The sequence below is a fragment of the Mesoterricola silvestris genome (assembly GCF_030295405.1).
GTDB lineage: Bacteria > Acidobacteriota > Holophagae > Holophagales > Holophagaceae > Mesoterricola > Mesoterricola silvestris.
The window spans coordinates 577,660-591,914 of the sequence record NZ_AP027080.1; the positions used below are offsets into that span (position 1 = coordinate 577,660).

Here is a 14,255-nt window from a genome sequence, read left to right on the forward strand (position 1 = left end):
CGCCTCCGGTGGTGGCAGCGGCCACGGCAATCCCGCGTTCCGCTCGTCGAACGATTAACCTAATCGCTCTCCTCGCGGGCCTTGTCTTGCCATGGCCGGTGCCACCATCGCGGGGCCGAATATTACTTGGACAGGCTCCTAGAGGGCGGATCGCCTCAATCCCGATGCACCGTATCGGGATGGAAGGCCGGCAAACATACGGCCACATACTCCGCCCCCTCCGCCTCCGGCGCGCTGTAGCGCACCCACTGCCCGGCCCGGGTGATGACGGCCTGGTTGGCCTGCACGTCGGTGATGCCCTCCCGGGTCTCCACCCGCAGGGTCCCCGCCAGCACCAGCGTGTACTCGTCGAACCGCGGCGTCTGCCCCGGCTCCAGCCAGCCTCCCGCGGCCTTCATGCGCGCGATGCTCACCTCCCGCGTGCCCGTGGCCACGTTGCCCACGAACTCCTCGATGAGCTTGGGCTTGTTCCCTTCGGGACGGATGACGAACGGCTGGGTGACGAGCTGGACCATGGGCTTCCTTTCAGGGGTTGTCGGGCAGATCCACCACGGCCTTCAGGCCCGCCCGCAGGCCGGGCGCGGGGTCGCGGACCAGGAGCTTGAGGCGCACGAGGCCAGGGGAATCGGGGGAGGGGGAAACCAGGACCACCTCGGCGAGCAGCGGAGGCAGGGTCTCGGCGGCAGGCACATGGACGGTGAGCTTCTGGCCCGGTGCCAGCCGGGCCACCCGGTCGGGCCGGGCCGTGCAGAGGATGGTGGCCCGGCTCAGGTCCAGGATGCGGAAGACCACCTGGGAGGCGTTGACGGTCTCCCCCAGTTCCCGGGTGCGCTCCACCACCAGGCCGTCCACGGGGGCCAGGATGGTGCGGAGCCGGACGTGCTCGGCGGCGGTCTCGTAGTTGAGGCGCGCCAGGTCCAGCTCGATGCGGGATTCCATGGCCTTGAACTCCGGGATCACCCGGTTGTCGAAGAGGCTCCGGGCCCCCTTGGCCTCGTACTCCCGGCGGTCCAGCAGCGCCTTGGAGCGCTTCATTTCCAGTTCCTCGAGCCGGGCGTACAACTGGGCCAGGGGCTGCCCCGCCTTCACCCGGTCCCCTTCGCCCGCCTTCAGCTCCACGATGTGGCTGGAAACGTAGGCGCTGACCTCCACCTTCCGGAAGGGCTGCACCGTGCCTTCGAGGGTCGGCGCCGCGGGCAGCGGCAGGGCGAGGAGTAGGCAAAGGCTGGTGGCGCGGTGCATGGGCTTCCCTGAAAGGCGAGACTCCAGGATACCCTCCCAGGTCCGCCGGGCCGTTGGCCATGGCGGCGCCCGGGTCCCCGGGGGCCTGAAAATTAATTTTTCCGGTCCATTGACACCTACGAATATGTTCGTATCTTGGGGTCATCACCCCGGAGTCGCCATGTGCCCCGACCCCATCCGTCCTTCGGACGGCGAGCTCGCCCTCCGCAGCGTCCCCTGGCGCCGGGGCCCCTCCACCGTGCGGGACGTGCCCATGGAACGGGCCCGGGAGCCCCACGCGGCGCCGCCGGAGGCGCCGTGAGCACCGCCGCCCTCGCCCCGTGGCTCCAGGCCTTCGCCTGGGGGCTGGTGCACTTCCTCTGGGAGGGCGCCCTCATCGGGTGCGCCACCTTCCTGGCGCTGCGCTTCGCCCACCGTCCGCAGACCCGGTACCTGGTGGCCTGCCTGGGCCTCCTGGCCATGGTCCTCGCCTTCCTGGCCACCGTCGTCGCCGCGCGGCCGGAGACCTTGGCCATCGAGCCGGCGACGACCTTCTCCGGGGTCGTCACCGTGGTGCCCCCGGATCTCCGGGAACGGCTCCATTCGCGGCTCCCGTGGATCCTCCTGGCCTGGTCCGCCGGAAGCGGGGCCCTGGCGCTGAGGCTGGCGGCGGGGCTCCTGTGGCTCTACGGGCCCTGTCTCCGGAAGGCCCGCCCCGCGCCTGCCTCCCTGGAGGTCGACCTGGAGCGCCTCCGCGCGGCCTTCCGTCACGCCCGCCCCGTGCGGCTGCTGGTCTCCGACCTGGTGGACTCGCCCCTGGTGGTGGGATTCTGGCGGGCCGTCATCCTCGTGCCCGCCGCCGCCCTCCTGGCTCTGCCGGAGGCCTCCCTCGAGGCCGTCCTCGCCCACGAGCTCGCCCACATCAAGCGCCAGGATTTCCTCCTGAACTTCCTCCAGAACGTCGCGGAGGTCGTCTTCTTCTTCCACCCGGCCGTGTGGTGGCTCTCCCGCGAGATCCGCGCGGAGCGGGAGCACTGCTGCGACGACGCCGCCGCGGCCCACTGCGGCGGGGGCCTGCGCTACGCCCAGGCCCTGGCCGACCTGGAAGCCCTGCGCCACGGACCCACCACCCAACTGGCCCCCTCGGGCCATGGAGGCTCCCTCTTGCACCGCATCAAACGCCTGGTCCTTCCCATGCTGCCCACCCAGACCCTCACCCGCCCCGGGCTCCTCGCCCTGGCCGCCGTCACCGTGCTCGCGACAGGCGTCCACTGGACGCCCCTCGTGGCCGCGCCTCCGGAACCGCCCCCCCAACCCGCCGTGGATTCGCCCAAGGCCATGCCCGCGGCACCCGCCCAGGCCGAGCCCACCCATGCCGCCCTCTACCAGCTGCCGCTGGAGGACCCCCCCGGCGCCGCCGCGCGGTCCTTCGCGGCGCCCCTCCCGGTCCCCGAAGTTCCCGCCCCGGCCCCCGCTCCCCGGCCGAGTGTCTCCCCGGGCCAGGCCCCGACGATCTGGCCCTTCGAGGGGAGGATCCCGGCCTTCGATTCCGCCCGGGTCTTCAGGGGCGTCACCGCCATCTTCGGGGGGGCGGAATTCGAGATCCCGCCCCACGCCCGGATCACCCTCAAGCTCCGGCCCGATGGCGACAATTCCTTGGGGGCCTTCAGAATTGTGGTGCAACGGAAGGAACACCCGGAAGACAACGACCTCCGGTGGCTCACGAACACCTCCGATAAGGTCCAGTACGTGTACGTGAGCGTATTCCCGCCCCTGATCGTGCATCGCCACGGCGCTTTCAGTATCCTTCCCGGGGGGCCCTTCATCCTGGAGGTGGAGCGGAGCTGGGATCCGGCCGCCCTGGATCCCAGGGCGAAGGCGGTGGCCTTCACCCAGGCGGCCATCAAGGAGCTGCCCCTGGTCAAGATTGGTTCCATGCGAGTGCGGTCCCACCCGCGCAGCCTGGACTACCCCCCCGCGGCCCTGGCCGCCCGGATCGAGGGCTCGGTGCGATTGGAACTGGTGGTGGACCGGGAGGGCTGGCCGGTCCAGGTAAAGGCCCTGGATGGGCCACCCGAGCTTCGTGCCGCCGCCGAGGACTATGGCTGGCGCTTCTCCTTCTCCACGCCGCCGGCCCGGAGGAAGTTCAAGGCCGTGCGGGTGGAAATGGCCGTGGACTTCCGCCTGGACCCGGCCGCCTCCACCACCCCGGACACCCCGGCCCCGCAGTCGGCCCTCCGGTTCAAAAGCGTCTTCATCCCGGCCCACGCCGAAATGGCGGCCATCCAGGGCAACGCGAGCCAGAACCGGTCCTTCTCCTTCGAGATCCCTCCCCACGCCCGCATCGGGCCGTGCGGGTCTCCTTTGACGTGAACTTCAAGATGAAGTGATTAAAATTTCCCGGCCCATTGACACCTACGAATATGTTCGTATCTTGGGTTCATCACCGCGGAGTCGCCATGTGCCCCGATCCCATCCGTCCTTCGGACGGCGAGCTCGCCATTCTCAGCGTCCTCTGGCGCCGGGGCCCCTCCACCGTGCGGGACGTGCACACGGAACTGGCCCGGGAACGCGACCTGGGCTACACCACCGTCCTGAAGCTCATGCAGATCATGGCGGAAAAGGGCATGGTCACGAGGGACGCCTCGGCCATGACCCACGTCTACACCGCGGCCCGGGACCAGGAGCCCACCCAGGCCTTCCTGGTCCAGGACCTGGTCCGCCGCGCCTTCGCGGGCAGCGCCAAGGACCTCATGGTCCGGGCCCTGGAGTCCCACGCGGCCTCCGTGAGCGAACTTGACGAGATCCAGCGGCTGCTCGACGCGGCCCGCCGGAAGGCGGAGGCCCCATGACCACCGCCTCCCTCGCCCCCTGGCTCCAGGCCTTCGCGTGGGCCCTGGTGCACTTCCTCTGGGAGGGCGCCCTCCTGGGGTGCGCCGCGTTCCTGGCGCTGCGCTTCGCGCGCCGCCCCGGGACCCGGTACCTGGTGGCCTGCATGGGCCTCGTGGCCATGGTCCTGGCCTTCCTCGCCACCCTCTTCCTGGCGGTCCCGGAGGCCACGGTGATCCAGGCGCCCGCGGCCTTCTCCGGAACCCTCACCGTCCTGCCTCCGGATCTCCGGGAGCGGTTGTACGCGCAGCTGCCCCGGATCCTCCTGGCCTGGTCGGCCGGAAGCGCGGTCCTGGCCCTGCGCCTGGGGGCCGGACTCCTGTGGCTCTACGGCCCCTGCCTGCGCGGGGCCACGGCGCCCCCGGAAGCCCTGGAGGCGTGCCTGGACCGCCTCCGCCAGGCCTTCGCCCACGACCGCCCCGTGCGGCTCCGGGTGTCGGACCTGGTGGACTCCCCCCTGGTGCTGGGCTTCTGGCGGGCCGTCATCCTCGTTCCCACCGCGGCCCTCCTCTCCCTGCCGGAGGCCACCCTGGAAGCCGTCCTCGCCCACGAACTGGCCCACGTGAGGCGCCGTGACTTCCTGGTGAACTTCCTCCAGAACCTCGCCGAAGTCGTTTTCTTCTTCCACCCCGCCGTGTGGTGGCTCTCCCGCGAGATCCGCGCGGAGCGGGAGCACTGCTGCGACGACGCCGCCGCGGTCCACTGCGGCGGGGGCCTGCGCTTCGCCCAGGCCCTGGCCGACCTGGAAGCCCTGCGCCACGGACCCACCACCCAACTGGCCCCTTCGGGCCACGGAGGCTCCCTCATGCACCGCATCAAACGCCTGCTCCTGCCCGTGCTCCCCGCCCAGACCCTCACCCGGCCCGGCCTCCTGGCCCTGGCCGCCGTCGCCGTCCTGGGGGGCGGTGTGCACTGGACGCCCCTGGAGGCCACCCCCCCCGCGCCCCCCGCGCCGCCCGTGGAGGCCGTTCAGGCCCCGGTCCCGGCCCCCGCTCCGGAGGCTCCCGCCGTGGCCCTGGCGGCCCTCCACGCCGCCCCTTCCGTGGACCTGCCCGCGCCCCGGGCGGCCCTGGAAGTCCCGCCCCCGCCCGCCGTTCCCGCCCCCGCGGCGAGGGTGGCGGAGCCCCGCCGGGACCTGCCCCCGCCGGCCCCGCGCCCCGCCTTCCAAGGCAAGGGCGTGTTCGTCCCGGCCCACGCGGGGATGGTGTCCATCCAGGGCAACGCGAACCTGAACCGGTCCTTCTCCTTCGAGATCCCGCCCCACGCCCGCATCGGGCTGGACGTGAAGTCCGCCGGGAAGATCCCCCGCTCCACGTACCACCTGGAGGTGGTTCGCCAGCACGGCCCGCGCGGCTTCAATGAGCGCGCCTTCAACAACACGTCCGACCGCGCCGTCATCGTCGATGTGGAGGTCGTGCCCACCCGGAAGTTCAACGACGGACCCGGCCTGTCCCTGGATCCCATCGAGGCGGGCCTCTTCACGATCCAGGTGACCCGCACCTGGGATCCCGCCGGCCAGGACCCTCGGGCCCTGGCCGGGCCCTTCCCCAAGGGCGGCCTGGAGGCGCTGCCCGAGCTGCCCAACGCCGATCTCCAGGTGGCCTACCGCCCCGAGAAGCCCGTGTATCCCCCCGCCGCCCTCGCCGCCAAGGAGGAAGGCACCGTGAAACTGCGGATGGCGGTGGGAAAGGACGGCAACCCTCTTTTCGTGGAGAGCCAGGGCGGCACCCCGGAGTTCCGGGCGGCCGCGGAAGCCTTCGTGTGGCGCTGGGTGTTCTTCCCGCCCCGCATCGGGGGGGAGAACCGGGCCGTGCGGGTCTCCGTGGTCGTGCAATTCAAGATGAATTAATGCAATGAATAATTCGATGGCTTGACATCCTGACCCGCCGGTCCACAATTGCTACCGTGGTATCGATACCACGGTAGCAATTGAAAGGGAGGCGGGCATGGCATACGGGTACAAGATCGGGAGCCTCCCGCTCACCACCGTCCAGCGCCTCCCCAGCTACCTGCGCGTCGTGCGGGAGATGCGCCGGCTGGGCCGGGAGGTGGTGTCCAGCGCCCGCCTGGGCGAGCTGCTGGGGCTGGAGGCCGTGCAGGTGCGCAAGGACTTCGGCTTCATCGGCATCACCGGCATGCCCAAGATGGGCTACCAGGTGGAGGAGCTGGTCCTGGCCATCGAGCACTGCCTGAACTGGAACCAGGTGCGGGACGCGGTGCTGGTGGGCGTGGGGCACCTGGGCATGGCCCTCCTGGGCTACGAGGGCTTCCGGGCCCACGGGCTGGACATCTGCGCGGCCTTCGACATCGACCCGTCCCTGGCGGGGCTGGTGGTGAACGGCACCCCCGTGTGGCACATGGACCAGCTGGAATCCGAACTGCGCCGCCTCGACGCGCGCATGGCCATCCTCACCGTCTCCCCCGACGCCGCCCAGGACGTGGCCCTGCGCCTGGCCCGGGCGGGCATCGAAGGCATCTGGAATTTCACCGGGTGCCCGCTGGACCTGCCCCCGGACGTCATCGTCCAGGACCAGGACATCGCCATCGGCCTCGCCGTGCTTTCCGCCAAACTCTCCTCCCGGACCTAGGTCCGTCCCACGAAAGGGCTCACCATGCCTGATGCCGAAGGCCTGCCCACGCTCACCATCTGCCTGGGGAGCTCCTGCTTCACCCGGGGCAACGACGCGATGCTGCCCCGCCTCCAGGCCTTCCTCAAGCGCAAGGGGCTGGAGGGGACCGTGGCCCTGCGGGGCGCGCGGTGCGAAGGGCGCTGCCAGCACGGCCCGAACCTGCGCCTGGGGGAGACCTTCCTGGACCCGGCCACCTGCCTGGAGGACCTGGAGAAGGCGCTGTGAGGCCCGGACCGGTCTATTCCGAACAGGCCCAGTGCCAGGACTGCTACAAGTGCGTGCGGGCCTGCCCGGTCAAGGCCATCCGGGTCAGCTCGGCCCACGCCGTGGTGATGCCCGAGCGGTGCCTGGCCTGCGGGGCCTGCGTCTCGGCCTGCCCCAGCGGCGCCAAGCGCGTGCGGGACGACCTGCCCCTGGTGGAGGCCCTGCTGCGGGGGGACCGCCCCGTGGTGGCCTCCCTGGCGCCCTCCTATCTCAGTGAATTCCCCGGGGGGCCCGGCCGGATCATCGCCGCCCTCAAGCGCCTGGGCTTCGCCGGCGTGAGCGAGACGGCCCTGGGGGCCCAGGAGGTGTCGGCGCGGCTGGCCCAGGACCTGGACGCCCACACCGGCCGCATCTGGATCTCCACCGCCTGCCCCGTGGCGGTGGACTACGTGCGCACGTACCTGCCCGAACGCATCCCCGACCTCACCCCCCTGGATTCCCCCCTGCTGGCCCACGTGCGGCTCCTGCGGGCGGAACTGGGGGAGGCGCCCGTGGTCTTCATCGGCCCCTGCATCGCCAAGAAGCTGGAGGTGGAGGAGGCTCCGACCCTGGCCGCCGCCCTCACCTTCGAGGACCTGCGGCGCTGGCTGGACCGGGAGGGCATCGACCCCCTGGACCTGGAGCCGGAGGGCGACTTCCTCCTGGGGCCGGCCGCCGAAGGCTCCCTCTACCCCATCGAAGGGGGCATGGCCCGGGCCACGGCCCTGAACATGGCCACCGGCGACACCCGCTTCGTCACCCTCAGCGGCCTGGGCCCCATCCGGGAGGCCCTGGCGGACCTGCCCGCGCCCCGGGGCAATGTCTTCCTGGAACTGCTGGCCTGCCCCGGGGGCTGCGTGAACGGCCCCGCGGCGCGGCGCTCCCCGGTGGGGGCCCGCATGGCGGTGCTGGACGGGGCCTCCGAGGCCCCCGGCGCCTACCCCCGAGAACCCGCGGTGCCCCTGGAGCGGGGCTTCACCGCCCGGGTGCCGCCGGCAGCGGGGATCCCCGAAGGCCGCCTGGAGGCCGCCCTGCGGCGCCTGGGCAAGACGGGCCCCGGGGACGAACTGAACTGCGGCGCCTGCGGGTACGACACCTGCCGGGACCTGGCCGGGGCCATCCTGGGGGGCCGGGCCGAGACGCGCATGTGCGTGTCCAACCTCCGCCGCCTCGCCGAGAAGAAGGCCAACGCCCTGCTGCGCACCCTCCCCTTCGGGGTGGTGATCGTGGACGAGGAGCTGCGCATCATCGAAAGCAACGACCAGTTCGTGCGGCTCCTGGGCGAGGAGGCCGCGCTGGTGGCCGAGACCCAGCCCGGCCTTTGCGGCGCCCACATCGAGAAGCTCGTGGACTTCGGCGGGCGCTTCCGGGAGGTGCTGGAAGGCGGCGACGAACTCATCCGCCAGAACCTGGCCAGCGCCGGGGGGACCCTCAGCGCCACCATCTTCACCGTCGAGCCGGGCCACGTGGTGGGGGCGCTCCTCCTGGACGTCACCGAAACCGAGGCCCGGCAGAAGGAGATGGTGGGCAAGGCCGAGGAGGTCATCCAGAACATGCTCGCCAACGCCCAGGAGATCGCCTTCAGCCTGGGGCGCAACGCCGCCCGCAGCGAGGGGATCCTCAATTCCATCATCGCGGAGTTCCGGGGGCCCCATGGAGCCTGAGGCCCGCTTCATCGAGGTGGACCACTTCGGCCTGGCCTGCGGCGGGGAGCACCTTTCGGGCGACCTCTTCCACTCCCGCAGCCTGGAGGACGGCCACCGGGTGGTCTCGGTGCTGGCCGACGGCCTCAGCAGCGGCGTGGAGGCCGCGGTGCTGGCCTCGGTGACGGCCTCCATGGCCCTGGAGTACGTGGAGTGGAACATCGACACCGCCAAGGCCGCCGCCATCCTCATGGATTCCCTGCCGGTGGACCCCGTGCGCCGCATCAGCTACTCCACCTTCACCATCGTGGATGCGCGCAGGGACGGCCGCACCCGGGTCTTCGAGCACGGCAACCCGCCCTTCCTGCTCATCCGGGACGGGGCCATCCTGCCCCTGGAGAGCACCGTCCTGTCCCAGCCCCGGTGGGGCAACCGGCGCCTCATCGTGAGCGAATTCCAGAGCCGCGTGGGCGACCGCCTCGTGCTCTGCTCCGACGGGGTGACCCAGTCCGGCATGGGCACCCCCGCCCATCCCCTGGGGTGGGGCGAGCCCCAGGCCGCGGCCTTCGCCCTGGACTGGCTGGCCCGGGACCCGGACCTCTCCAGCCGGCGCCTCGCCGAGCTCCTGGTGGACCAGGCCCTGGGCCTCGACGGCGGCGAGGCCGGGGACGACATCACCTGCGGCGTCATCCACCTGCGCCGGCCCCGGATCCTCCACGTCCTCACGGGCCCCCCCTTCGACCGGGCCCGGGACCGGGACTTCGCGGCCCTGGTGGAGGCCCCCGGCGCCCGCAAGGTGGTGTGCGGCGGCACCACCTCCAATATCCTGGCCCGGGAACTGAACCGGGACGTGGAAATGGACCTGTCCCTCCACGACCGGGACGTGCCCGCGCCCTCCACCATGGCCGGCGTGGAACTGGTCACCGAGGGCTGCCTGACCCTGGCCAAGGTGGGGGAGTACCTGGAGGCCGGCGCCTGCCCCCGGCGCAACGCCGCCTCGCGCCTCGTGGAGCTGCTCCTGGAATCGGACGTCATCCACTTCCAGGTGGGCACCGCCGTGAACGAGGCCCACCAGGACCCGGCCCTGCCCGTGGAACTGGACATCCGCCGCAACGTCATCAAGCGCATCGCGGCCCTGCTGGAGACGCGGCACCTGAAGAAGACGCTGCTCTCCTACTACTGATCCGGAGGTCCCATGGAACCCGTCACCGTGACCATCTGCATGGGCACCGCCTGCGTCGTCATGGACGGTTCGCGCCTCGTGCTCCTGGAGGAGCACCTTCCCGAGCGCCTCCGGGGCCGTGTGAGGATCCGGGGCGAGCGCTGCCTGGAGCTCTGCACCCGCCACTCCGCGGCCCGGGCCCCCTTCGTCCTGGTGGACGGCGAGCCCCTGGCCAACGCCACCTTCGAGGGCATCGTCGCGCGCATCGAGGACGTCCTGGCGGGGAGGGCGTGACATGGCCCACCCCGCCACCACCACCCGGCTCCGGCGGGAGCTCCTGGTGAAGACCGCCGAAGCGCTGCGCGCCGGGGACCTGCCCGGGCGCGTGGACCGCTTCCCCCTGGAACTGCGCCCCCGGGGCGAGACCGCCCTGCGCTGCTGCGTGCACCGGGAGCGGGCCGTGCTGCGGTACCGGGCCATGGCCCTCCTGGGATTTTCCGTGCAGGACGAGGAGGACGAGCTGCGCCCCCTGGCGCACTACGCCCGGGACGCCCAGGCCCGCACGTCCCGGGATCCGCGCCTGCTTACGGTCATCGAGGAGGCCTGCAGCGCCTGCGTGCGCGCCGCCTACTTCGTGAGCAACGCCTGCCGCGGCTGCGCCGCCCAGTCCTGTGCCGTGGCCTGCCCGAAACAGGCCATCACCGTGCGGGACGGCCAATCCGCCATCGATCCCGCCCGCTGCGTCAACTGCGGCAAGTGCAAGGACGTCTGCGCCTTCAACGCCATCCTCCGGATCCCCATCCCCTGCGAGGAGGCCTGCCCGGTGCAGGCCATCGTGCGGGGCCCCTCCGGCAAGCAGGAGATCCGCCACGATCTCTGCATCGCCTGCGGCAAGTGCATGCAGGCCTGCCCCTTCGGGGCCGTGGCCGAGCAGTCCGAAGTGGTGGAGGTGCTGGGCGCCCTGGCGGAAGGCAGGCCCCTGGTGGCCCTCTTCGCCCCGGCCCTGGCCGCCCAGTTCCAGGCCCCCCTGGAGCACCTGGTGGGGGCCCTGCGGCGCCTAGGCTTCGCGGGGACCGTGGAGGTGGCCGCCGGGGCCGACCTGGCCGCCCAGGCCGAGCGGCGCGAACTGGAGGAGGCGCCCTTCCTCACCAGCTCCTGCTGCCCCGCCTACACGGGCCTGGTGGCCTCCCGCCTGCCGGCGCTGGCCCCCCGGGTGTCCACCACCCCCACGCCCCTGGCCTTCGCCGCGAAGCTGGCCGCCCAGCGCTTCCCGGGCCTGCCCCGGGTCTTCCTCAGCCCCTGCGTGGCCAAGCGCCGGGAGGCCCTGGGGGGCTCCGTGGAGCACGTGCTCACCTTCGAGGAGCTGGGGGCGGCCCTGGTGGCCTGGGGCATCGAAGTGGACGCCTGCCCACCGTCCCCCGCCGATATCCCGGCCACGGACCGGGGCCGGGCCTTCGCCGCGGCGGGGGGGGTGGCCGCCGCCGTGGGGGCCGACGCGGAGGTGCTCTGCGGCCTGGGCGCCGAAACCCAGCGGCGCCTGCGGCTCTACGCCTCCGGCAAGGGCCCCGCCCGGTTCCTGGAGGTCATGGCCTGCGAGGGCGGCTGCATCGCCGGGCCCTGCACCCTCGCCGACCCCAAGGTGGCCCGCCGGCGCATCCCCGCCGCCCCGGACCGGGATCCGGGGCGGCCGGTGTGACGCCTATTTGGCGATGCCCTTGGGGTAGCAGAGCCCGCCGGTGATCTCGATGGTCGTGGCGTTGAGGGCCTCGTTCTCCGCGGCGGTGCCGATGATGGAGGCGATCTCCTCGGGGGCCACCAGGCGGCCCAGGTGCACGTCCGCGAGGATGGCCTTGAGGGCGTCCTGGTTCATGCCCGTGAGCATGGGCGTGGCGGTGTAGCCCGGCGCGATGGCCACGCAGCGGATGTTGCGGATGCCGCGCATGAGGAACTCCCCGATGATGATCTTGGGCATCAGGGCGTCGGCCACCTTGGCCGAGGAGTAGTTGATCTGCCCCACCTGGCCGCACTTGTTCACGGAGGAGATGGGCACCAGCAGCCCGGGCCAGCCGCCGTTGACCATGGCCTCCGCGGCGTCCCGCATCGTGAGGAAGGTGCCCGTGAGGTTGGTGTCGATGACCGCGGCCCACTTGTCCAGGCCCAGCTTCTTGGAGACCTGGCCCGTCTCCTTGTCCAGGCTCAGCATCGTCCCGTCCCGGATGATGCCGGCGCTGGACACGCAGATGTTGAGCTGGCCGAAGGCCTCCAGGGTGCCCTGGATGAACCGGGCCGTGTCCGCCTCGCTGGTGACGTTGGCCTGGATGCCGATGCACTCGGCGCCCATCTCCTTGACCTCCTTCACCACGCGGTCGATGTTCTTCTGGACCATGTCGACGATGGCCACCTTGGCGCCCCGCTTGGCGAAGTACTTGACCACGGCCTCGCCGATGCCGTTGCCTCCGCCCGTGACGAGAACGACGCTTCCCTTGATTTCCATGGTGTATTCCCTTTCTTTGGGGTTGGGTTCAGGACCTGGGCGTGACGCTGTCCGCGTCCCAGTGGATGAAATTGGGATGGAGCACGTCGGGCCCCACGATCTTGAGGTCGCCGATGCGGTTGGGATGGGCCACGTCCGGCCCCACGCACCGCACCCCCACCGGGAAGACGGTGCGGATCACCCGCAGGGCCCGTGCCGCCGCCTCCTCCTCGGGAGCCCCCGGGAACAGCCCCGCGGCGGCCACGGCCGTGGCGCCTCCGGCCCGGGTGCAGAGGATGTCCCAGCCCCCGCCCCGCTTCTCGACGGTGAAAATCATATCGTTGTAATGGATGGGGTTCATGGGCGGGCTCCCTAGAGTTTCCGGAGGACCGTGACGCAGTTGGTGACCGCCGAGCCGCCCACGTTGAAGGCCACGCCGATATCCGCCTTGCGGGCCGGAACGCCGATGGGTTCGCCGATGAGCTGCTTGTATATCAGGGCGTGCATGGAAGCCCCCGTGGCGCCCACGGGGTGCCCCTTGGACTTCAGGCCGCCCGACAGATTGATGGCGATGCGGTCCTCCCGGGTGAAGCGCCCGTCCAGGTAGTCGTAGCCGCCCCGCCCGTCCGTGGAAAAGCCCAGGGCCTCCGTGGAAAGGATCTGATTGATGGTGAAGCAGTCGTGCACTTCGGCCAGATCCACGTCGCCGGGGCGGATGCCCGCTTCACCGTAGGCCTTGGCGGCGGCGTCCTTGCCGGCCATCAAGTCATACATGTTCGGCCGGACCCCTTCCGCCAGGCGCTCGCAGGAGTGCCCGATGCCGGCGATGGACACGGCCCGCTTCCGATCGCTCACGTTGGCCGTCTGGGTGATGACCAGGGCCGCGGCGCCGTCCGTGACCAGGGAGCAGTCGTGGAGCCGCAGGGGGGCGGCGATCATCATGTTCTTGCACCGGCCCTTGTCGTCCACCTCGTTGAGCTTCTGGATCTCCTCCAGCGAGGCCGGGCCGTTCCTCACGTGGGCCAGGGGGTTTTCCGCCCCGTTGCGGTAGCAGAGGGCGCCGGCCGTCCAGAGCATGCGCTCCAGTTCCTCGCCGGGGATCTTGTACTGGGCCTGGTAGCCCTTGGCGTACTCCGCGAAGAGCATGGGGAAGGACATGCCCCGGGACCCCTCGGTGGGCCAGTGGGAGCAGCAGGCCAGCACATGGGTCATCTGGGGGGTGGGGAGGAGGTTCATCTTCTCCACGCCGATGACCAGCACGTGCTTGTACCGCGCGGCCTCGATGGCGTAGACCGCGTCGTAGAGCGCCACGGAGCTGGAGGCGCAGGCGCACTCGCAGCGGGTCATGGGCTTGAAGCGCAGGGCGGGGTCGATCTCCGCGGCGAGGGGGGCCACGTGCTCCTGGTTGATGAAGGAGCCCGGGGAGCAGGAACCCACGTAAATGGCGTCGATGTCCTTGGCCTCCAGGCCGGCGTCCCGGATGGCCCCACGGCCGGCTTCCACCAGCAGATCGTAGTAGGTCCGGGTGTCCGTCATCAGGCCGGTCCTCTTGTCCTTCCGGACGAAGGCGCCGAACTCCGTGTTGTGGGCGCCGATGATGCTCGCGTTGCTCATGGGGCGGGTCCTTTCGGTGGAGGCCCGGAACCGGGGCTCCTGGGCGCGGCTGGTTGGAGGCGGGGGGGCCCGGGACCTCCTGCAGCGTGGGTTGGGGTTATAAACCGGCTGGTTGGGTTTTTTTGGGGCGTTGGGGCATCAGTGTCTGAATCAATTACTTGAAAATTCCCGGGGCAGGGGGGACCCGACTCCGGGCACGGCTATGGAACTGAACGGCTGAATCAGGTCTCATTCTGGTGCGGAACCGCACGCCGGTCAAGCCCCTAAATCGACGGCCGTCCCGGTTTGGCGACGCGGTTCCTGGCACCGGGCTCCGGACTGCGGGCAGACCCGTGGATGCCCGCGTCCGCGGGTCGGCCAGGGAATTTTTTTACGTCCAG

Annotated in this window: 15 protein-coding genes; 10 read left to right on the top strand and 5 right to left on the bottom strand. The window is 71.2% G+C overall.

The window, feature by feature from the left end; translation table 11 throughout:
- Positions 1 to 155 precede the first annotated feature (155 nt).
- On the bottom strand, positions 156 to 515 hold the full coding sequence (locus R2J76_RS02535; RefSeq protein ID WP_316414207.1) for a cupin domain-containing protein: 360 nt from the start codon (positions 513 to 515) through the stop codon (positions 156 to 158).
- A gap of 10 nt (positions 516 to 525) precedes the next feature.
- Positions 526 to 1,242 (bottom strand): efflux RND transporter periplasmic adaptor subunit, encoded by a 717-nt coding sequence (locus R2J76_RS02540; RefSeq protein ID WP_316414208.1) that lies wholly within the window; start codon positions 1,240 to 1,242, stop codon positions 526 to 528.
- Between the two features lie 160 nt (positions 1,243 to 1,402).
- Between R2J76_RS02540 and R2J76_RS02545 the strand changes: the two genes are divergently transcribed.
- The 10 genes from R2J76_RS02545 to R2J76_RS02590 all read left to right on the top strand — a co-directional run bounded on the left by R2J76_RS02545 (position 1,403) and on the right by R2J76_RS02590 (position 11,484).
- Positions 1,403 to 1,543, top strand: a complete 141-nt coding sequence (locus tag R2J76_RS02545; RefSeq protein ID WP_316414210.1) for a hypothetical protein — start codon at positions 1,403 to 1,405, stop codon at positions 1,541 to 1,543.
- The gene (locus R2J76_RS02550; RefSeq protein ID WP_316414211.1) at positions 1,540 to 3,594 is read left to right on the top strand and encodes a M56 family metallopeptidase; all 2,055 of its coding nucleotides are present in this window, start codon (positions 1,540 to 1,542) and stop codon (positions 3,592 to 3,594) included. Before R2J76_RS02545 ends, R2J76_RS02550 begins: the two co-directional genes overlap by 4 nt.
- Before the next feature lie 86 nt (positions 3,595 to 3,680).
- On the top strand, positions 3,681 to 4,073 hold the full coding sequence (locus R2J76_RS02555) for a BlaI/MecI/CopY family transcriptional regulator (protein ID WP_316414212.1): 393 nt from the start codon (positions 3,681 to 3,683) through the stop codon (positions 4,071 to 4,073).
- The gene (locus tag R2J76_RS02560; RefSeq protein WP_316414213.1) at positions 4,070 to 5,959 is read left to right on the top strand and encodes a M56 family metallopeptidase; all 1,890 of its coding nucleotides are present in this window, start codon (positions 4,070 to 4,072) and stop codon (positions 5,957 to 5,959) included. Before R2J76_RS02555 ends, R2J76_RS02560 begins: the two co-directional genes overlap by 4 nt.
- A gap of 97 nt (positions 5,960 to 6,056) precedes the next feature.
- Complete coding sequence (locus tag R2J76_RS02565; protein ID WP_316414214.1) at positions 6,057 to 6,698, top strand: redox-sensing transcriptional repressor Rex; 642 nt, start codon at positions 6,057 to 6,059, stop codon at positions 6,696 to 6,698.
- A gap of 24 nt (positions 6,699 to 6,722) precedes the next feature.
- The gene (locus R2J76_RS02570; protein ID WP_316414215.1) at positions 6,723 to 6,965 is read left to right on the top strand and encodes a (2Fe-2S) ferredoxin domain-containing protein; all 243 of its coding nucleotides are present in this window, start codon (positions 6,723 to 6,725) and stop codon (positions 6,963 to 6,965) included.
- On the top strand, positions 6,962 to 8,647 hold the full coding sequence (locus R2J76_RS02575; protein WP_316414216.1) for a [Fe-Fe] hydrogenase large subunit C-terminal domain-containing protein: 1,686 nt from the start codon (positions 6,962 to 6,964) through the stop codon (positions 8,645 to 8,647). Before R2J76_RS02570 ends, R2J76_RS02575 begins: the two co-directional genes overlap by 4 nt.
- A complete protein-coding gene (locus tag R2J76_RS02580; RefSeq protein WP_316414217.1) occupies positions 8,637 to 9,809 on the top strand; it encodes a SpoIIE family protein phosphatase in 1,173 nt (390 codons plus the stop codon). Before R2J76_RS02575 ends, R2J76_RS02580 begins: the two co-directional genes overlap by 11 nt.
- A 12-nt stretch (positions 9,810 to 9,821) precedes the next feature.
- Positions 9,822 to 10,082 carry an NADH-quinone oxidoreductase subunit NuoE family protein gene (locus R2J76_RS02585; protein WP_316414218.1) on the top strand — a complete coding sequence of 87 codons (261 nt, stop codon included), beginning with the start codon at positions 9,822 to 9,824 and terminating at the stop codon, positions 10,080 to 10,082.
- Between the two features lies 1 nt (position 10,083).
- On the top strand, positions 10,084 to 11,484 hold the full coding sequence (locus tag R2J76_RS02590) for a [Fe-Fe] hydrogenase large subunit C-terminal domain-containing protein (protein WP_316414219.1): 1,401 nt from the start codon (positions 10,084 to 10,086) through the stop codon (positions 11,482 to 11,484).
- 3 nt (positions 11,485 to 11,487) lie between these two features.
- On the opposite strand, the gene R2J76_RS02595 is transcribed toward R2J76_RS02590, so the two are convergent.
- Genes R2J76_RS02595 through R2J76_RS02605 form a run of 3 tightly spaced genes read right to left on the bottom strand, consistent with a single transcriptional unit; the run spans position 11,488 to position 13,875 of the window.
- A complete protein-coding gene (locus R2J76_RS02595; RefSeq protein ID WP_316414220.1) occupies positions 11,488 to 12,282 on the bottom strand; it encodes an SDR family NAD(P)-dependent oxidoreductase in 795 nt (264 codons plus the stop codon).
- Between the two features lie 28 nt (positions 12,283 to 12,310).
- The gene (locus R2J76_RS02600) at positions 12,311 to 12,622 is read right to left on the bottom strand and encodes a hypothetical protein (protein ID WP_316414221.1); all 312 of its coding nucleotides are present in this window, start codon (positions 12,620 to 12,622) and stop codon (positions 12,311 to 12,313) included.
- Between the two features lie 11 nt (positions 12,623 to 12,633).
- Positions 12,634 to 13,875 carry a thiolase C-terminal domain-containing protein gene (locus R2J76_RS02605; RefSeq protein ID WP_316414222.1) on the bottom strand — a complete coding sequence of 414 codons (1,242 nt, stop codon included), beginning with the start codon at positions 13,873 to 13,875 and terminating at the stop codon, positions 12,634 to 12,636.
- Positions 13,876 to 14,255 lie beyond the last annotated feature (380 nt).